Annotated in this window: 17 protein-coding genes; all 17 read right to left on the bottom strand. The window is 51.3% G+C overall.

Annotated features, from left to right (window positions below):
* Positions 1-24: 24 nt before the first annotated feature.
* Positions 25-1,908, bottom strand: a complete 1,884-nt coding sequence (locus IEW11_RS07310; protein WP_188530406.1) for a PAS domain S-box protein — start codon at positions 1,906-1,908, stop codon at positions 25-27.
* A 200-nt stretch (positions 1,909-2,108) separates the two neighbouring features.
* Positions 2,109-2,966 (bottom strand): hypothetical protein, encoded by an 858-nt coding sequence (locus IEW11_RS07315; RefSeq protein WP_188530407.1) that lies wholly within the window; start codon positions 2,964-2,966, stop codon positions 2,109-2,111.
* A 30-nt stretch (positions 2,967-2,996) separates the two neighbouring features.
* Positions 2,997-3,536, bottom strand: a complete 540-nt coding sequence (locus IEW11_RS07320; RefSeq protein ID WP_188530408.1) for a hypothetical protein — start codon at positions 3,534-3,536, stop codon at positions 2,997-2,999.
* Positions 3,537-3,556: 20 nt separating this feature from the next.
* Positions 3,557-4,129 (bottom strand): VanZ family protein, encoded by a 573-nt coding sequence (locus IEW11_RS07325; protein WP_188530409.1) that lies wholly within the window; start codon positions 4,127-4,129, stop codon positions 3,557-3,559.
* The gene (gene tuaD / locus IEW11_RS07330) at positions 4,059-5,402 is read right to left on the bottom strand and encodes a UDP-glucose 6-dehydrogenase TuaD (RefSeq protein WP_188530410.1); all 1,344 of its coding nucleotides are present in this window, start codon (positions 5,400-5,402) and stop codon (positions 4,059-4,061) included. The genes IEW11_RS07325 and tuaD overlap by 71 nt, the downstream gene beginning before the upstream one ends.
* A gap of 1 nt (position 5,403) precedes the next feature.
* Positions 5,404-6,306: a UTP--glucose-1-phosphate uridylyltransferase GalU gene (gene galU / locus IEW11_RS07335; RefSeq protein WP_188530411.1), complete on the bottom strand. Its 903-nt coding sequence runs from the start codon at positions 6,304-6,306 to the stop codon at positions 5,404-5,406.
* Complete coding sequence (locus tag IEW11_RS07340) at positions 6,293-7,465, bottom strand: aminotransferase class I/II-fold pyridoxal phosphate-dependent enzyme (RefSeq protein ID WP_188530412.1); 1,173 nt, start codon at positions 7,463-7,465, stop codon at positions 6,293-6,295. Before IEW11_RS07340 ends, galU begins: the two co-directional genes overlap by 14 nt.
* Positions 7,466-7,481: 16 nt before the next feature.
* Positions 7,482-8,207, bottom strand: a complete 726-nt coding sequence (locus IEW11_RS07345) for an acetyltransferase (RefSeq protein WP_188530413.1) — start codon at positions 8,205-8,207, stop codon at positions 7,482-7,484.
* A complete protein-coding gene (locus IEW11_RS25200; protein WP_188530414.1) occupies positions 8,207-9,991 on the bottom strand; it encodes a sugar transferase in 1,785 nt (594 codons plus the stop codon). Before IEW11_RS25200 ends, IEW11_RS07345 begins: the two co-directional genes overlap by 1 nt.
* Positions 9,988-11,043 carry an NAD-dependent epimerase gene (locus tag IEW11_RS07355; RefSeq protein WP_188530415.1) on the bottom strand — a complete coding sequence of 352 codons (1,056 nt, stop codon included), beginning with the start codon at positions 11,041-11,043 and terminating at the stop codon, positions 9,988-9,990. The genes IEW11_RS25200 and IEW11_RS07355 overlap by 4 nt, the downstream gene beginning before the upstream one ends.
* A complete protein-coding gene (locus tag IEW11_RS07360) occupies positions 11,040-12,272 on the bottom strand; it encodes a glycosyltransferase (protein WP_188530416.1) in 1,233 nt (410 codons plus the stop codon). The genes IEW11_RS07355 and IEW11_RS07360 overlap by 4 nt, the downstream gene beginning before the upstream one ends.
* Before the next feature lie 29 nt (positions 12,273-12,301).
* Positions 12,302-12,934 (bottom strand): acyltransferase, encoded by a 633-nt coding sequence (locus IEW11_RS07365; protein WP_229725006.1) that lies wholly within the window; start codon positions 12,932-12,934, stop codon positions 12,302-12,304.
* Positions 12,921-14,234 (bottom strand): hypothetical protein, encoded by a 1,314-nt coding sequence (locus IEW11_RS07370; RefSeq protein ID WP_188530417.1) that lies wholly within the window; start codon positions 14,232-14,234, stop codon positions 12,921-12,923. Before IEW11_RS07370 ends, IEW11_RS07365 begins: the two co-directional genes overlap by 14 nt.
* Positions 14,215-15,354, bottom strand: a complete 1,140-nt coding sequence (locus IEW11_RS07375) for a glycosyltransferase family 1 protein (RefSeq protein ID WP_188530418.1) — start codon at positions 15,352-15,354, stop codon at positions 14,215-14,217. The genes IEW11_RS07370 and IEW11_RS07375 overlap by 20 nt, the downstream gene beginning before the upstream one ends.
* Complete coding sequence (locus IEW11_RS07380; RefSeq protein WP_188530419.1) at positions 15,351-16,586, bottom strand: polysaccharide pyruvyl transferase family protein; 1,236 nt, start codon at positions 16,584-16,586, stop codon at positions 15,351-15,353. The genes IEW11_RS07375 and IEW11_RS07380 overlap by 4 nt, the downstream gene beginning before the upstream one ends.
* Positions 16,583-17,956: a flippase gene (locus tag IEW11_RS07385; protein WP_188530420.1), complete on the bottom strand. Its 1,374-nt coding sequence runs from the start codon at positions 17,954-17,956 to the stop codon at positions 16,583-16,585. Before IEW11_RS07385 ends, IEW11_RS07380 begins: the two co-directional genes overlap by 4 nt.
* 29 nt (positions 17,957-17,985) lie before the next feature.
* The gene (locus IEW11_RS07390; protein WP_188530421.1) at positions 17,986-19,821 is read right to left on the bottom strand and encodes a polysaccharide biosynthesis protein; all 1,836 of its coding nucleotides are present in this window, start codon (positions 19,819-19,821) and stop codon (positions 17,986-17,988) included.
* Between the last annotated feature and the right edge of the window lie 11 nt (positions 19,822-19,832).

The following is a 19,832-nucleotide window of genomic DNA, read 5'->3' on the forward strand; positions in this document are numbered from 1 at the left end:
CCGCTACCCCTCGCGGGAAGCGGATTAGAAGGTTAAATTTTTCAAGATTTGCAGCAGTTTCGTTCGGTTGAACGGTTTGCTAATGTAATCATCCATTCCAACTGCCAAGCATTTCTCTTTATCCTCCGTGAAAGCATTCGCCGTAACCGCAACCATTTTGGGCTGGTCTTGTGCCGGCAAATTTTTTCTTATCATTTGAGCGACTTCGATTCCATCCAATCCGGGCATCTCTATATCCATGAGAATAAGATCATAGGATTGATGTTGAATGGCTTCCAATACCTCATAGCCATTATGGACAACATCCGAATGAAATCCCTCTTTCTCCAATAAATACAGGAGTACCTTTTGATTGATTTCATTGTCTTCTGCGATCAGGATCCGAAGTTGTGCGCTCACCTCGGCAGGCATGTCCGTATCGGCAGCTTGATGATAACTGCTCCAAGAATCCGCTGGTTGGGTTATGATTGTAAACCTGAACGTTGCCCCTTCCGAATCCGGCTCTGCCCATATCTCTCCCCCCATAAGCTCTACCAAGCTTTTGCAAATGGCTAGCCCTAAGCCCGTCCCGCCGTACATCCGATTAGTTGAAGAGTCTACTTGAGAGAACGGGAGGAATAATAACGTCTGCTTGTCCTTCGGAATGCCAATTCCAGTATCCTTGACTGTAAAGAGCAGCTCTAATTGACCGTTATTCAGATCATTAAGTTTGTTTACCGATAGAAAGACGCCGCCAGACGCTGTAAATTTAAGCGAATTTCCAATTAAATTAATTAGAATTTGCCTCAGCCTCGTAACGTCTCCGACAATATACTGCGGGATTTCAGTATCTAACATATAATTTACTTCCAAATCTTTTTCCTTAGCTAGGGTGGACAAAATATCCAATGATTCTTCAACGCAGGCAACCAAATCAAACGGCTCCTCTTCCAGCTCCATACCGGCATCAATTTTTGAAAAGTCTAGAATATCGTTAATGATCGCCAGCAATGCATCCTCGCTTTTCAGAATATACTCCAAATATTCCTGCTGCTCGCGGGAGAGTATCGTCTCTTTTAACAGCTGTGTCATTCCGACAATGCCATTGAGCGGCGTCCTAATTTCATGACTCATCGTTGCCAGAAATTTGCTTTTGACCAGCGCCGCAGCTTCAGCAGCTTCTTTAGCCTCAACAAGCGCTCTCTCCGTTTCTTTTCTTTCTGTGATGTCCCTTATAAAAGCGCTGAAAAGATACGTGTCTCCCCATCTGATGGGTGTTACGGTTAATTCAACCGGAATATGATGACCGAGACGATGAAGAGCTGACAGCTCAATTCTTTTATTCAGGATTTTATACTCACCTGTCGCCATAAACCGCATCAATCCCTGTTGATGCCTTTCACGAAGATCATGCGGAATGATGAGATCTGCCAGACTGCTCCCAATAACTTCGTCCTCGCTCCAACCAAACTGTAATTCCGCTTGCGCATTCCATTCGATAACCATACCTTCGGAATTCATCACAATTACGGCATCCAGAGCATAGTCCGTCATGGCACGATAGCGATTATTTATATCCATTAACGTTACTTTGACTTGATTTCTTCCCAAAACACTATGCATAAGCAGCATAATTCCAAGTAAATTTCCTTGCTCATCATGAACTGCTGAAGCGGAAACAGAGATTGGTACTTTATCTCCATTTTTACTAAGTAGTATCGTATCGGTAAACGGGATATATCGGGATTCTTTTGCGATAATCTTATCCAGCTGATATTCGGGAAGAACTGTGCGTATATGCTTTCCGATGAGTTCTTCTTCCGTATAGAGGAGAAAATTAAAAATCGATTTATTTACATTATTGATTCTTAATGCAGGGGAGACGACGATCGTAATATCACCTAAAAAATCAATGTTTTTTCGGTTCATTTCTGCCCCTTTCCTGATTTTCTTTCGTATACACAGCTTTACAGATGCTCCTCCTCATTTTATTTCACTAATGCTCAACGTGTAAACATGAAGTTTGAATATTAATAATAAAAAACACAGCCTTACTCATCTCTATTCCGCAGAATAAAGATTCGTAAAGCTGTGCGCTCGATAATATCCAGCAATGATGATAAAAACAACTAGTCTACAATCTTTTCCAGCATATCCTTGCCGATCTCCAGCTCGCGCTCATATTGCGCTTGGAACGGCTCAAGCTCATCGGTTGATAATCCTGCGGCTTGCAGCTTCAACGCAGCATCTTGAATGATCGACTTAAACTGTGAGGCGCACTCGGCTAACACCGTCGTTCCTTTATCGTAAAGAACGGTTTTCTCATGGGTCGTTTCCGCCATCGAAAATTCAAGTCCGATCGGGATTAATTTCGATTGGCAACTGTTTTTCAAGGCAACGAGTTTGTTCGTTGTTTCGTTAATAATCCTCTGTAATTCTTCATCATTTGGTTGCTTAGGATGATCGGGTTTCTCCGGTTTTTCATCAGGCTTTCCAGGTTTTGTTGGCTTGTCCCTGTCTTTGTCTTTGTCTTTGTCTTTGTCTTTGTCTTTGTCTTTGTCTTTGTCCTTGTTTTTGTCCTTATCTTTGTCGTTCTTCTTGTCTTTGTCCTTGTCTTTGTCCTTGTCTTTGTCCTTATCTTTGTCCTTATCTTTGTCGTTCTTCTTGCCTCTGTCCTTGTCTTTGTCCTTGCCAGGATTGCTTAACTTCTCGTTAAAGCCAGAGTTATCCTTCTTGTCATCGGATTTATCCGACTGATTGGACCTATCTACTGCTTCAGACTTGCTATTGCTCATTTCGAGCAAGAGCTGAAAGAAATTCATCATTACCGGCTTCAGCAATCCAAATCCAGATACATTTGCGGTGCTCTGCACCGGCATCTTTGAGGCTGTGTCCTGGTTTTCTCCCGCTGCCGCAAAGGTTGAAGTTACAGGCAATAACAGCATCACTACCATTAATAAAGAGATTAATGCAGATGTTTTACGCAATTTCTTTTCCTCACTTTGTTGAATGGGACCTTAGCGCTCTCTGCTTGATTGCTCACGCAGCGATTCCTCATACTCCTTGCCTTGGCTCCATCCGTATTTTTGGGCAATTGCAATTAACTCGTTATACTCCTCCTCATCCAACCTGGACAGCATCTTACGTTTTAGTTCCCGTTTCTCTTCAAGCGACAGGCCATCTTGGAGCGAGGACTGAAACTGCTTAAGTTCCTCTCCACTCCAGTGACGAAGAAACACTGAAGCAAGGCGCAGCTTTTCTTCGAGCGTTACCCGTTCCTTTGCCCGCTTCGCTTCCTCGGGAGTCAGCTCGGGGTTGTAATTCTCCCGTTGTCTATGAACCCCTGATGCTCCTCCCGGCTTGCCGGTCTGCCACCCTGGACCGGCCTCTAGCTCGTAATCTGCCAGAATAACTAAGACCCGGTCAGTCATCCAGTTATAGGCCAGCAGACCTGCGCCGAGCAGAATGATCAGCAGCATAGCGGTACAAGCCATCAGGCGTCCCCATCTGACAGGCTTCCGTTGTTTCCGAGCAACCCTTTCCGACGTTATTGACATTTCACCTCCCTCCCCGCCAGTTAGTCGATGCATCCATATCGCTTATTTTGCTTAAGCTTCAACAAGTGAGAGCTCACGGTCAAGCAGAGCAGCCCAATAACCCCGCCGGCCACATCAACCGCCACATCTTGGATGGTGCTTGTGCGCATCGGATTCAACGATTGCCTCCACTCATCCACAAGGCTAAACACCAGCACATAACTTAATGAGACAAGCAGCAGCACAGCAGGCCGGTCCCGCAGCCACGGTTTTATAGCCGTGTAGGTTAGGACAGCAAGCACGGCATACACAAACAGATGTGCTGACTTGCGGAATATAAACTCGACAAAACGATACGGCTCCTGCTTCGCATGAATGACCGCATGGTGATAGCGCAGCGTCGTATCGGGCAGCAGGCTTGAAAGACGGGCTTCCGTCACCTGATCGCGAAGCCAGGGTTGAATACTTTGCTCCGTATAGGGCTGGGAAGAGAAGCCCAGTATGGTGAACGTCCACCATACGACGGGTATCCAGCCCAGCCATCTAAAAATTCGCCGAATGGCGATCACGCTCCGCTCTGTTAATCGTCGGACGACCGATTGAATGGTACTCAAAGCCGTGCTCCTGCATGGCTTCAAGCGAGAAGCAGTTACGTCCATCCACGATAATCGGCTGATTCAGAAAGCTTCGAATCGTGCCTAAATCCATTTCCACAATATCCTGCCATTCCGTCAGAATGACACAGGCATCGCATCCAATGACCGTCTGTTCCACATGATCGTAATAGTGCACCTCCGGCGGAAGCTGCACCCGGGCTGCGTCCACTGCAATCGGATCATACGCGCGTACGGAAGCCCCCTGCTTCAACAGCTCCGGAATGATTGTCAGCGACGGCGCATAACGCATGTCATCGGTTTCCGGCTTGAAAGCGAGCCCCAGTACAGCGATTTGCTTCCCTGTTAACCCGCCCAACGCTTCGCGCAGCTTGCTCATTACGACATACCGCTGTTTCTGATTGGTGCGGATCACAGACTTGAGCAATTCAAAATCATAACCGGCTTTATCTGCAATATGGGCAAGCGCAAAGGTATCCTTCGGAAAACAGGAACCACCGTATCCGATACCTGCCTGCAAAAACTTCCCGCCGATTCGACTGTCCAGTCCCATGCCTTCTGCGACATGCATCACATTCGCGCCAACCCGTTCACAAATATTCGCGATGGAATTAATAAACGAAATCTTCGTGGCCAAAAACGTATTCGCCGCATACTTGATCATCTCGGCACTTTCCAGATCGGTCTTGAAAATACGCGTGCCAAACGGTTCATGCAGCTGCGCAATTATCTCCAGCGCCTGCTCACTATCCGAGCCGATTACCGCACGGTCCATGTTCATGCAGTCCGCGATGGCTGAACCTTCGCGCAGAAACTCTGGATTGGATACGACATCGAAACGGGTCCAAGGATATTTCTTGTTCGCCTGTACAACCATGCGCACCAGCTGGCCGGTGCCGACAGGCACGGTGCTCTTATTGACAATGATTTTATAGTTGTTCAGGTTCTCCCCGATTATCTTGGCAGCCTGCATGACATAGCGCATGTCCGCCTCACCTGTCTCCGACATCGGTGTCCCGACAGCAATGTATATAATATCCGAAGCTTGAATGGCTTCCCCGACATCCGTCGTGAAGTACAGCCGTTCGTTTGCCGCATTGCGCTCGACAAGCTCCTTGAGACCAGGCTCATAGATCGGGATTTCACCCTGGCGGAGCTTGGCGATTTTGGTTTCGTCCACATCGCAGCAGACGACCCGATTGCCGATTTCCGCAAAACATGTGCCCGAGACCAATCCGACATAACCCGTACCGATGACCGTTATTTTACGCATTCTATTTCGCCACCTTATTCAGAATTGGAACATGCTGCTCATACAAGGACTGGATGTAGTTCAGCATATCCTGCTTTAACTCCTCGCGCTCCATAGCGAAATCGAGCGTTGCGCGAATAAATCCGAATTTGTCTCCGACATCGTAACGAACGCCTTCGAAATTATAGGCAACGACCGTTTTTTGGTCGTTCAATTTTTTTATCGCATCGGTCAGCTGAATTTCGCCTCCGGCACCCGGCTCTAAATGTTCGAGAATATCGAATATTTCCGGCGTAAGCACATATCTGCCCATAATGGCATAGTTGGATGGAGCCGCTTTGCGTGCAGGCTTCTCCACAAGGGTATCCAGGAAAAATACGGATGGCTCGATGGAGGAGCCTCTCGGCGCGATAATGCCGTATTTGGACACATCCTCATCATTAACCCGCTGCACACCGACCACCGATGAGGAGAACCTTGAAAAGACGCGGATCAGCTGACCAAGGCATGGCTCCTGGGATTGCACGATATCATCGCCGAGCAGGACCGCAAACGGCTCGTTGCCGACGAAGCTGCGCGCGCACCAGATTGCATGCCCCAGACCCTTTGGTTCTTTTTGGCGTATATAATGAATATTAGCCAGCTCGGAAATCTGACGAATCTGCTCCAGTTCTTTGGTTTTTCCTTTCTTGCCCAGCGTCTCCTCAAGCTCGAATGATTTATCGAAATGATCCTCGATCGCCCGTTTTCCACGTCCGCTTACGATCAGAATATCCTCGATGCCGGAGGCAATCGCTTCTTCAATAATGTATTGAATCGTCGGTTTGTCCACGATAGGCAGCATTTCCTTGGGCTGAGCTTTTGTAGCAGGCAGAAACCTTGTGCCAAGTCCTGCTGCCGGGATAATCGCTTTACGCACTTTCATGAGTTTTCCTCCTGGCTTCGATTTGGGATAGAATGCAATCAATTACCCTGCGCTGCTCCACCTCGCAAAGGCTCGAGCCTGATGGGAGACACAGGCCCTGAGCAAACAGCTGATCGGACACACTGAACTGCGGCGCATGCGTGAAATAATCATATTGGCGCAGCAATGGCTGAAGATGCATCGGCTTCCAAACCGGGCGCGCTTCGATATCCTCTGCTGCAAGGGCCTTAACCAGCTCAATTGGGGTGACGCCGAGGATAAGCGGATTGACCGTCAGCGCCGTAAGCCAGCGCGTAGCCGTTCCGTAGGACGCTTCCGGCATCCATTCGATGCCCTCATAGCCGGCAAATGCCTCCTTATACCGCTGGAAGACGGCCCGCCTTGCCGCAACCCGCTCCTCCAGCACCTGCAGTTGACCGCGTCCAATGCCTGCCAGCACATTGCTCATCCGGTAGTTATACCCTATCTCACTATGCTCGTAATGAAGAGCAGGATCACGGGCTTGTGTAGACAGAAATTTTGCTTTGGCCAGCGCTCCGGTGTCATTAGAGACAAGGATGCCGCCGCCGGAAGTGGTAATAATTTTGTTTCCGTTAAAAGAATAAATCCCGAAATGGCCTAACGTTCCACTGGCCTTCCCCTTGTAATTCGCCCCAAGCGACTCCGCTGCATCCTCGATGACCGGAACGCCATACTTGCCGCATCTCTCGAGAATCGGATCCATATCCGCGCTCTGCCCGTACAGATTGACGACGATGACCGCTTTGGGCAGCTTATCTTCACGTTCCGCTGCTTCAAACGCCCGCTCCAATGCAACCGGCGACATATTCCATGTTTCAAAATCCGAATCGATAAAGACAGGCTCTGCCCCTTCGTACAAAATCGGGTTCACACTAGCCACAAAGGTAAGCGTCGAGACGAATACCCGATCCCCCCTTCCAACTCCTGCCAGGCGAAGCGCCTGATGGATCGCAGACGTACCGGAGCTCATCGCTACCGCCCCTCGGGCTCCTACCTTCTCGGCGAGCTCCCGCTCAAATTCATCCACGTTCGGACCGAGCGGTGCAATCCAATTCGTTGCAAAAGCCTCCTGCACATAGCGCTGCTCCGCTTCCCCGATATGGGGCGGGGACAAATAGACACGTCGTTTGGCGTTCATGGAACCACTCCTTTAGCTAAATGTTGCGAAGTAAACTGATTTCTGAATTTTCCGTGAATTTTGGGTAGATATCTTGATTTGTCAAGTGCGGCTGCTGCATTGTTTGCTGCTTGATCACTCTGGCCGGTACGCCTACCGCTGTAACGCCATCCGGTACATCGGCAATTGCTGCCGCCCCGGCGCCAAGGATGCTCCACCTGCCAATGCTTATTCCCTGGATGACGCAAGCGCCGATGCCGACATGAGCGCCTTCCATCACCCTAACGCCGCCTGCCAGCGCAACGCGCGGCGAAATATGCGCGAACGCGCCGACGGTACAATCATGCTCGACAACCGCCCCGGAATTCACGATTGCATGCGGTCCGATGACAGCGCCTGTGTTCACGATGGCACCTGCCATCACGACAGCACCGTGACCGATTACCGCATCCTTCGCCACGGATGCCTCTGGATGGATGAGGGCTGCGTACCGCTTATCAGGCAACTCGAGCCGGATTGACATCTCCCGGCGTATCCGGTTGTCGCCGATCCCAATTACCGCAGCAGCGGCGTCTGTTTCATTCGCGATCAAATCGCGCATCAGAGCAACCGGACCGTAATAGACACCATCCCGAAGCTCCGTATGGGAGAGCTTATCGTCAGCCACCAAGGCAAGCCAGTACGATTTCGTAGTTTGCAGCAAATCACGTACGACACGTCCGTGTCCGCCAGCGCCTACAATTAATAAGGGGGTCTTGCTCATCAGGCACTCTCCCTTCCCGGATTTCCTGTGAATTTACGGACAGTTGCTTGCCCTTGCTGCTCGATTCCTTCCCGCTTCAATACTTTGACCGCCGTTAAAGCCAATATTTTATAATCCATCCATAGAGACTGGTTGTCCACATAACGGACATCCAGCTTGAAGCGTTCCTCCCACGTTACGGTATTGCGTCCGCTCACCTGCGCCAGACCGGTAATGCCTGGTCTGACGTCGTGACGGCGGGCTTGCTCTTCGGTATATAAAGGCAAATATTCCATCAATAAAGGGCGGGGACCGACAAGACTCATATCTCCGCGAATGACATTGATCAGTTGGGGAAGCTCATCCAAGCTGAGCCTGCGAAGCAGCCTGCCAAAGGGGGTCAGCCGCAGGTCATCGGGCAATAGCCTCCCGGATGGATCCGTCTCGCTCGTCATCGTCCGGAACTTGTAAACATGAAACGGTTTGCCAAAGCGCCCCGGCCGCTGCTGCCGGAACAACACCGGCGAACCAAGCTTCAGCTTGACTAAGGCTGCCGTAAGGCCAAACAGCGGAAGCAGCATGACAAATGCGGGAACACATACGAGCAAGTCCAGTCCGCGCTTGGCGAACTGCTGGAAACACAAGCCCCATCTTCGCTGTCTTGAAGCGCGGGCTGCAGTTTCCCGGTATATTCGTGCAAGACGTTCGACCACCAGGGATTCTGTGAAGTGCTCCTCAATTCGTCTGCGCCCAGCCTCTCCAAGCTTGACTAACCGCGCAGGATCGGACATTAGACGCTGCAGGCTCTCTGCCAGCTCCCCTGCATCCTGGTAAGGCACCAGCTCTCCGGTTTCTCCGTGAACAACCAGCTCCCGGGTACCGAGCACATCGGTTGCAACTACCGGTTTGGCATAACACATCGCCTCCATCAATGAACGGGGAATGCCTTCCTTCTCCGAGGTAAGCGATACGATATCTGCCATCTTCATCCATGGCGCCATCTGAGATTGCTGACCGACAAAAAACACCTCCCGCTGCAGCCCTTCTTCAGCTGCGCGTTTCATAATCGCGTCTTCAAGCGGCCCCTTTCCTGCAAGCACGCTCACCCAGCCAAGCGCGCCTGCACGCTTGGCTTTCACAAGCGCTTCGATGAGCATCGTATGATTTTTCACCCCCTCGAACCGGGCAGCCATCAACAGGACAGGCTTGTCACAAGGAATACCGTACACTTTCTTTATGTCTGCAATTGTCTCTTGCGAGATCCGTCGCTGCTCGTCATCATGCTTCGATAGGTCAACGCCGTTGCCTTCATAGTAAACCTTGCGCCACGGCGCAAGCGCCTGCATGACGGAGACATCCTCGCTGTTCTGGGAGGCCAGCGCATCGCAGCAAAACGCTCCCAGCTTCTCCAGCCATCGATACAAGGTGTATGTAATGCGCGACTGACCTTCAAAAAATGGGAGGCCATGGCTCGTATGGATCACTACGGGTACATTCGCAAGTCTTGCCGCCAGTCGGCCGATCAAGCCAGCCTTGGCTGTGTGCGTATGCACCACATCAAAGCGTTCACGCTTGAACAGGCTTCTCATCTGTATGATCGCGCGAAGGTCCTCAGTAAGATGAATTTTTCGGTTCATCGGTACAAACAGCCAGCGAAACGGGTAGGACGCCCCGACCTCTGCATCCGCCTCCTCAGGTGAAGAAATCAACGTGACATCGAAGCCGGCCTGATGAAGAAGCTTAAGCTTGTCGCCCAAAATTTTGTGGCTGATTCCTGATGTCACCACATGAGCGACTTTGGTCATACAGGAACCTCCCCGTTTGCGGCCGTTTCAGACGGCTTGTCCGACTGCACATTGTAGTAGTCGGCATACCAGTCAATAAAACGTCCAATCCCATCCTCAATGGTGGTCTGTGGACGGAAGCCTGCATCGCGCGTCAGTTCGTCGATATCCGCAAACGTGGCCTGTACGTCTCCAGGCTGCATCGGTTTGAACTCCATTACCGCTTGTTTGCCTAATTTATCTTCGATCGCACGGATAAACCGCATCAGCTCGACGGGCTGATTATTGCCGATATTATAAACTTTATATGGCGCATAGCTGCTGCCGGGATCCGGACGCTCCCGGTTCCACTGCGGATCCGGCTTTGGCGGATGTCCGATCAACCGGTAAATCCCTTCGACAATATCATCGATATAAGTAAAATCCCGTCTCATCCTGCCCTCATTAAACACTTGAATCGGAACGCCCTCGGCGATGCGCTTCGTAAAGCTGAAATAGGCCATATCCGGTCTCCCCCACGGCCCATACACCGTGAAAAAACGAAGCCCGGTCGTAGGCAGGCCATAAAGGTGGCTATAGGTGTGCGCCATCAGTTCGTTCGCTTTTTTGGTAGCAGCGTACAAGCTCACCGGGTGATCGACGCTGTCATGAACCGAAAACGGCATTTTCTCGTTGGCTCCATATACGGAGCTCGATGAAGCATAGATCAAGTGGGAAACCTCATGCCTTCTGCAAGCTTCCAGCACGTTGCCGAATCCAAGCAGATTGGACTCCAGATAAGCAAAAGGATTCGTGATGCTGTAACGCACCCCGGCTTGCGCTGCCAAATGTATGGCGGTATGAATGGCGTGTTTGTTGAATAGTCCTTCAAGATCTCCGTAGCTGGCGATGTCCAGCCTCACCCCTTGAAAATTCGGGTGGCTCTCCAGCATGGCGAACCGGTCCTCTTTCAGCTTGATGTCATAATAGGAATTGAAATTATCGATGCCTACCACATGATTGCCTTCCCGTAGCAATCTATCGCTTAGATGGTAGCCGATAAAGCCGGCTGCTCCGGTCACCAGAATCGTCATAATGCTTCCACTCCCTCGGTTACATACTCCGGCAGATTCCCTTCTGCCCTTACATAATCCCGGAACGCCATCCAGAAGGCCTGGCGCTTCTGATCCAGCTTTGCTTTGGTATAATTCTGCGATTGATAGAAATTCAGCCCGGCTTGCTTCCGCATCCACTCTTCGTTCTGATACGCCAGTGTTATCTGCCGTGCGAGATGTTTATCACTGCCCGGACGATGCAGGCACTCTTCCCCGATCAGCTCAGGAATCCCTCCGGCCGTTGAACCGAGCACCGGGCACCCCCGGCTCATCGCTTCAATCGTGGCCCGTGGCAATCCCTCCTGAAAGCTCGGCTGGATATACAAATCGATATCGTCCAACCAATCAAACACCGCTTTTCCACTGGGAAGGACGCCGCAGAAGCTGACTTGTCCAGCTATTCCCAGCCTATGGGCCATCGTCATCCACCCGTCCGGGGAGCCGTCGCCAAGCACATAAAGCCGGGTATCCGGGAAATCAAGGATGACGCGTTTCAGTGCCCGAAGTGCCGTATCAATTCCTTTCGTTTTCCCGTTTAATGAACCGATCAGCCCAAGATGCAGCGGTTCCCGGCCTGCCCGTTCCCTGATCCGCGCGAGCCTCTTCTCCAGCACTTCTACAGCCGACTCTGGTATCTCCACATTGGAGCATGACCCTGTATGCCCATTTATACATGGATACCTGTCCTGGAGGAATTGCTCCGTCACATAGATCGTGAATGGCGATCGTAACACGATCCGCTTCGATTTCCATAAGGATAACGGCGCGTAGAGCTTCCCCTGCGTATTCCCGTAATTCCACAGGCCATCCCAAGCACACGCTACCATCTCGACGGCATAAGGTTTGCCTAACTTGCGGGCGACCCGGATGGCTTCTGCTCCGATTTCACTGGGCATGCGGGCAATGACCGCGTCGGCACGGGATATGGTATCGGTCAGCAGCTGATCGACATACCCTTTCTTGGTCAATTTATTAACCGGATTGCTTAAAGAGGGCAGTACGAGAAAATCGACATTCGGTCCGCTGGATACCGTCTTGCCCTGCAGTTCGGCATCCGAAGGCACCTTCTTTCCTCTGCATGCGACCGTCATCCGGCCGAAAACGCCCAGGTATCGTTCCCATACCGCATAAGGAAGCTTGCCTCCGGAGAAAAACTTGCCGGATTCGTTAAAATAAAACGTGTGATCATGCGCCCAAACAACATGCATGGCTCTTTCCCTCCTATGGATCTCACTTGCTATACTGACTCTTGCCTCAGCTGCGCTATCGCAGATTGTCTACAAACATCAGGCTCCGGCTCCGGCCTGATCTGCTTCACCAATTTGGCCGGCACGCCTGCAGCAACTACGCCGGAAGGGATGGACCGGGTGACTACAGCTCCTGCAGCAACCACCGAACGGCTGCCGATATCGACACCGGCCATAATTCTGACCCCGCAGCCGATCCATACATCTTTGCGGATGCGAATCGGAGCACACAACAGCGGGTTATCGCGGATCGGCAGCCCTTCCTCGCCCCATGTATGCTGAAACGAAACGATGGAGGTCTGATGCGCAATGGACACCTCGTCATCGATAAACAATTCACCGTAAGCATCCAGGTAACACTGCTTGTGTATACTCACGTTGGAACCGACGGTTAACCGCTCGGCATAACGAAGCTCAACCCCTCTTCCTACCACGACGTTATCCCCGCACCTGCCGGCGAGGTTTTTAAGCAGGCAGTATCTTAACGCTACGCCCAAAAGCTCGGGAAGCAAATCGCTCAGCGTCCACATCCATTTCAGAAGCGCTTTTGGCAGCAAGCCCATTATTTTGATTATCAAACGCAGCATGGGCTGATATTTCGCAAACAGATCACGACCCCGCATGAATCCCCCCTCCTTTCAATATCCGTTTGTTCGATAAATCATCTTCCCCTTCTCCTCCTATGCTTGTACTTAACGTCAATTCCATTGGCGCTGCGGCACTCCTCCTAACAGGAGTGCGGCAAAGCCGTGCGAACCAAACCAGCGTATAACCTTGCATAATGTAGAGCAGCGGAAGAACCGGCAGCTTTTTGCGCACCATGTTGTCACCAATCGTCCCCACACCGTACTCGAGCTCCCTGCCCGTGACGGTTACATAACCAACGAGAACAAGGGTACAGGCATACGTATACAAAAGGATGAAGGCAAGGATATAAAACTTTCTGGTTTCTTTGTATTTCATGAAAACAATCGCTGAGAGCCCGAGAATGACAAGCATCCATACCGCTTCAAGCGTGCGCAGAAATACCTCGCTGTCCCAATTGCCAGGATTCACAGGATTCGGACTGACAAACAAAAATATGGTCAACAGAACGGAATTAATTAATCCCGTCGGCCCGACCTGTACCGCCAGGATTGCCATTGCACCCAGCATGACGGCCACGGCGGAGCGGAACCGCTGGGCATAAAAGAAATAGAATCCCAGCGTATAGACGATGGCATAATCACGCAGTCCGGTCGCATACACCATAACGATGACAAACCAGATATATTTGCGGCGAAGCAGCAGGCCCGCTGCATACACGCCCAGCAGCACGCATGTGACGTCTTTGGCAAATATGGACGTCATCAGCATAAAGGACGGACTTAGCAGCAGACCCAATATGACCATGCTGTGAAAACCGGATCGATTTTCCCCAGGTGTCGGGTACGTCAGGTATGACTCATTCAGGCGATAGGTTTGATTGACAATCAGCACAAACAACAGCGCATTGAATGCAATGATCGGAAGCGGCTCCTGCACCTCAATCCACTTGAAAAACGGCATATAAAGCAACCCGAATATCGGATAAGCCGACATATTAGCCCACTCGCCCGAGATATGCTGAAGTGCATAAGGCATGAAATCCGATAACCGCTCAAAGCTGCTTACCTGTTCGAAGTAATTAATTTCATCGGGACCTGCGAGCGGATCAGTTGTAACCGCATAAGCCAGTTTTCCAGTCAGCAAGGCAAGAAGCCCAATGAGCAAAGGCCCGGGCGTATGCGGCCAGCGAAGCAGGAAAAAGAATGGAATGAGCAGCCCGAAAAATAAGATGATCCCAAGCAGCATATCCTGCGGAAAGATCCATTTTAAGGCGAACACGACTACGAAACCATATAACACAAGCAAGAACGTCCGGTTAAAGGATGGATTCGCCACGATAGATCCGCTCCAGTCTGCTTACACTGCTTTTAATATCGTATCCGCTTTTCTGCAAAGCCTGTTGAATGTCGTTCCACGGATGCCGCTTCTGCAGAACGATCCGGTTCATTTCCTCCCCCCATCGCTGCGCAGAATCCTCAAGCCTCAGCCTGTGAATCATGCCCAGGCCCAGATCCGCCTCCTCAGGTATCCGGTTCGATACAAGGCACGGAATCCCGGCTGCTTGCGCTTCAATGAGGACAATTCCAAGCCCTTCATATAATGAAGGAAGAAGAAAGCCGTCCATTGCGCCAAGCAGCTCCGGCACATCCTTTCGCAAGCCGAGAAACTGTACCTGCCCGTCAATTGCTAACTGCTTCGCTTTGCGTTCCATGTCCTGGCGAAGCGGACCGTCCCCAATGAGAAATAATTTTGCATCCGGCCTTTGCGCCGCAAGACAAGCGAAGGCTTCCAACAAAAAAGCATGATTCTTCTGTTGGCTGAATCTCCCGATATGTGCAAACAGCGGGGCAGAGCAATCATGAACGCCCAGTCTCCTTCTTAGCTCCGAACGGTCTTCCGAGAGCTGTTCGTAGGGCTCCAGCATAATCGCATTAGGGATCACATCGACCCTCCTGTCACTCCAGCAGTGATCGCCAAACAGTGATTCGCAGGCTGCCCTGGAGCAGCCAAGCATCGTCGTCGCGTGATTGCTGATCAATTGGCGCATGTAACTGCGGTAAACTTTTCGCAGCACCGATGATTGACGGCTATCATGCGTGTTATGGCTGTGACTGACACGGACCGGGATATCCATTCGGTCAGCAAGCTTAAGCACATATCCGCTGAAGCCGAAGATGTGGCTGTGCACTGCTGCATAGGGACCATGCCTTGTCACATTGGCGGCAAATTCACGCCGGAATCGGCTTAGGCTCCGCTGGGGATGTGGCTGACGGAAAATGGTTCCCCCTAGTTCAAGGATTTCATCATCGTAGAATGCTTTCTCCTCGGTTTGCACGGCAAAGTGATATTCGAATGTATCCCTGTCGGTATGGCGGTAAATATTCATTAGCAACGTCTCAATTCCGCCTGGATGCATTTTACCGACGACATGCAGCACTTTGATTTTTGCGCTCATACGACGATTCTCCCGACATAATCATTGATCTGCGCTTTTTTCTCCCGGAGCCTCTCCCGGACCCCAAGAGGCATTGGAGCGGATAGATCCAACCGCTGCGCTACCTGGGCGGCAGGGATGTGAAAATCAATCACATTGGCTTCAAGCCCCAAATCTTTAAATATATTTTCCAGCTTTCGGTCCCAAATGAGGCCGTATGTAGGTTTGAACATGGATAAAGAAGGAATGCATGCATGCAGGCGCTGGGCAATTACTGCGTCGCAGTCGGCGATTTGCTCAACAAGGCCGTATACAGTCGTCGGATATGGGCGGAAATAAACGCGCTCAATATTGGAAGCGCATGGCTTTATGTATTGTTCCATAAAAGCATTGTCAGTCGCCGAGCCATTCGTGAAGAAATCGACTGCAAACCCCTGGCGTACCAGATGAGCCGCTAAATCTCGCCACCAAGAGGCGCAGGCATCCCGCTCCCAGCGATATTCGGAATGCCGGTTCATCTCATGGGGATCCATAATCCCTAATCCCACAACAGGCATCACTTCTTGGGGGCTGCTGCCAACACGCTCCGGTTTACTTCGATGAGCGAAAGCGAGCGGGAAGGCTTCCGGCGTATAAAGCGCAGGATCGGAGAGCACCACCGTCTTCGTCTCAAGTCCCGCGTCCATAGACAGCAGGAATTTTCTCGAGTCATGATCCCGAACGGATATCGTCTCCGCTGTGCGGCACACATCCAAAAACCAGGCCTTCGCCGGCAAGCTCCAGGGACCGCGCGCCCCCACCGTTACAATGTGAAGCGGCTTGCGCTGCCGCTTGGCCTCCACGGCAACACGCCTGACAGAGAGCGGAAACGTCAGATACGTGTCAATCAAGAGATGGCCTCCGCCGATCAATACCGCATCGCTTTCAGCTACTGCCTTACGGATCTGCTCCTGCATGAGCGTATCCTTTCTACGGTGCAGCCAATATGACTTTGCCATTCGCATCCAATTCGGCGTTAACCGTTTTCTGATTCCGCCCTGGTTCAGACGATTTATGTTGGAATGTTCGGATACTGCCCTGCTTTCATCCATCGGAGATAGAGAGCCTCCACCTTTACAGCGTCCCTGAACCAAGTCAAAATGGATAATCTCGACATTCCCTTTCATCCGGATAATCCGGTTTAATGTCGAGGCAATTAATCCATCCCCCAGGTTAGGGGATAATGGCACACCTGCTAGCAGTACGGTTGTCATATCGGTCCACTCCTACTCTTTCTCTTTGGTATCCAAGCTAACGTAACAATACCCAACTTTCGTTTGATCACGATGACCATCGCCGTATTCCAGCCTATTACGGAGCAGGTGGCTGCAAGGGCAGCCCCTGTCATGCCTAGCAGCGGGATGAGCGCGATATTCAGCACAATATTCAGCACAGTTGCTGCCATTAATGCTTTGGTCAGCATCCCTTGGTGCCCCGTCATCGTCGCCAGCGTTCCGTTCTGACCGCAATAAGCGCTGAACAACTGCCCGGCAGCAAGGATCAGCAGTGCAGGATACGCGGCTTGGAATTCTTCGCCGAATAATCCGAGGATCCAACGCCCCAGGACAGCAAACAGTGCGGAAACAACTGCTGCGAATGCGAAGCCCGCTCTTCCGGATAAAACACTGACTTGTCTTAATTGCTTGGTATCCCCTTTCGCAAACATCTCGGAGAGCAGCGGGGCCGCCGTCATGTTGATCGCCGTTAAAGCAAACGACACAAGCGCTGCAAGCCTTACGGCCGCCGAGAAAATGCCGGATTCCGTAGACCCGTGCATCACGCCCATCATGAGAACGTTCAATTGCCCGAGGATAAGATACATGCCTGCATTGATCATCAGTGATAAGGATACGGCCATCCACCGGCGTGTCTCATATTGCGGCTCCAATCCGGCTGTCTCCGGGCCGATCCGGTACCTGAGCACAAATGCCCCAAGCACATAAGTGACAAGTACAGCTGCTGCGAAGCAGGCCATCGCCACTCCGGCACCTGCGTTCATACCGAAGCCGTATATACAGAGCAGCAGCAGTCCGATCGTTAATACCGGCCGTAAAATCTTCTCCGGCATTTGAGCGAACAACACGTCTTTGATCGCCTGCAGCGCGCTTTGCCTGAGTGTCGCTAAGGTCAACAGCGGGATCGAAGCCAAGCCGGCGGCATAGGCTGCCGTTTGTTCGCTGCTCATGACACTGCTGCGGATCCAAAGCATGATAAGTCCAGCCGCAGAGATAAGCAGTGATAATGCGCATGTGATCTGGTTCGACCGGCGCAGCAGCCCTTTAATGGAGGACCATGCGCCATGTACGCGGTAAGAAGCGATGAGACGTACAATCGCCGTATCAAACCCCAGCTTCGCCGGAAAGACAAGAAACGTGATGACCGTTGTAACAAATGCATAAATTCCGTAACTGGTAACCCCTAGCACTCTTGCAAGAATAATCTGTAATAAAAGAGCAAGTCCCATGCCGGTCGTATTGATCAAAAAGCTTATGCTGCCGCCCCGGGCTAACACTTTGGAAACCGCCGGGCGCTGCCCTGCTTTGTGATGCGGTACTTTTAAATGCGTTGCGCCCTCTATGCTCATGAAAGACCTACCTTACTCTCGATTCGTAATTAAGACACGTTGCGGAACGTTGGTACGATATGCTTCAATACCGCGCGGATTTGCGCCTGATCCTGCCCGATTACCTGTTCGAGCTTACGGATCTCGAATTCCAGCTCTGTCCGGTTGATATTCATCGGCTTGCCGATAAAGATCCGGTTGTGCTTTGTCGAGGTCATGCCCTCTTCGCTAGTCAAGAGCTCTTCATAGAGCTTCTCGCCTTCACGGATTCCGCTGAACCGGATTTCAATATCGACATGCGGCTCATAACCGGTCAATCGAATCAGGTCAACCGCAAGATCGTATATTTTTACCGGCTGCCCCATATCGAGTATGAACACCTCGCCGCCGCTGGCAAAAGCGCCGGCCTGGATCACAAGCTGAACGGCTTCCGGAATCGTCATGAAATACCGCACCATTTCCGGATGTGTGACCGTGACCGGCCCGCCTTTGGCAATTTGTTCCTTGAATCTCGGAATAACGCTGCCCCGGCTGCCCAGAACATTACCGAAGCGCACGGCCACGAACTTTGTCTTGCTGTGTTTGTCCAAGCTTTGAATGAACATCTCCGCGATGCGTTTGGTCGTGCCCATAATGCTGGTCGGGTTGACCGCTTTATCGGTAGAGATCAGCACAAAACGTTCCGCGCCGAAACGGTCGGCGCATTCGGCTGCATTCTTCGTGCCGAACACATTATTTTTAATGGCTTCCGATGGATTGCGTTCCATTAATGGAACGTGTTTATGCGCTGCTGCATGAAAGACAACCTCCGGGCGGAAGCGCTCAAATACTGATTCCAGGCTGCTGCGGTTCTGCACATCGGCAATGACCGTTTCGAACGCCAGGTCTGGAAACAGGCTGCGTAGCTCCATCTCAATTGTGTAGATGCTATTTTCTCCATGTCCCAGCAGAATCAGCTTACTGGGATGAAACGGGGCAATTTGGCGGCACAACTCCGAACCGATTGAGCCGCCTGCACCGGTAATAAGCACCGTTTTCTCTTCGACGTAGTTGGCGATATTGTCAAGATCGCTGCGTACCGGCTCACGCCCCAGCAAATCTTCGACCGAAACGTCCCGCACTTTTTCCACCATGCTTCGGCCGTGCAGGACATCCTGCAAATCCGGGACGATTTTAAGTCTGGCTTGGGTCGTTTTGCATTTGTTGATGATTTCGGAGATTTGTGTTTTGGAGACTGACGGCATCGCAATAATCATCTCGTCAATGTGATGCAACTCCGCCAGCTTTGGAATATCCCCACGATTTCCTAATACAGGCAAACCAAGCAAGCGAAGCTGCTGCTTGTACGGATCGTCGTCAATAAAACCGACAGGGATCAATGTGGAGGCATTGTTTTGCAGTAGCTCTTTGGCAATTAGAGTGCCGCAGCTGCCTGCACCAATAATTAAAGCACGCCGGGATTCCCGGCCCTGCTCGATACGCGAGCATTTGCCGAATTTATCACAGAAAGCACGCCAGAATAATCGGGGACCTGCCATTAAAAAGACCATGCCGGCCAAATGATGTGCCAGCAGCAGCACCGGAAAGCTCTCCACCCAGATTAGAGCTATGGCCGTATAAGGAATGAATGCTGCCGGAATCGCTGCCTTCAGAATGGAGAGCATGTCACCCACACCGGCGTACTGCCATACGCTTCGGTGCAGCTGCTGCTTGATGATCCCGTAGAGGCCGATGAATCCGGCAAGCAGGGTGTACACCAGCCAAACTCCCGGATGGGGGTTCTGCCATGGATTCGAATACTGGATCCATAAGGCGGCCCCGAGCGGAAGCACAACCGCAGTCAAATCCATGGCAATTAACAAACGTGTTCGGTAAGCAGCAATCATTTTGATACCTC

This window comes from Paenibacillus abyssi, from assembly GCF_014640295.1.
GTDB lineage: Bacteria > Bacillota > Bacilli > Paenibacillales > Paenibacillaceae > Paenibacillus_D > Paenibacillus_D abyssi.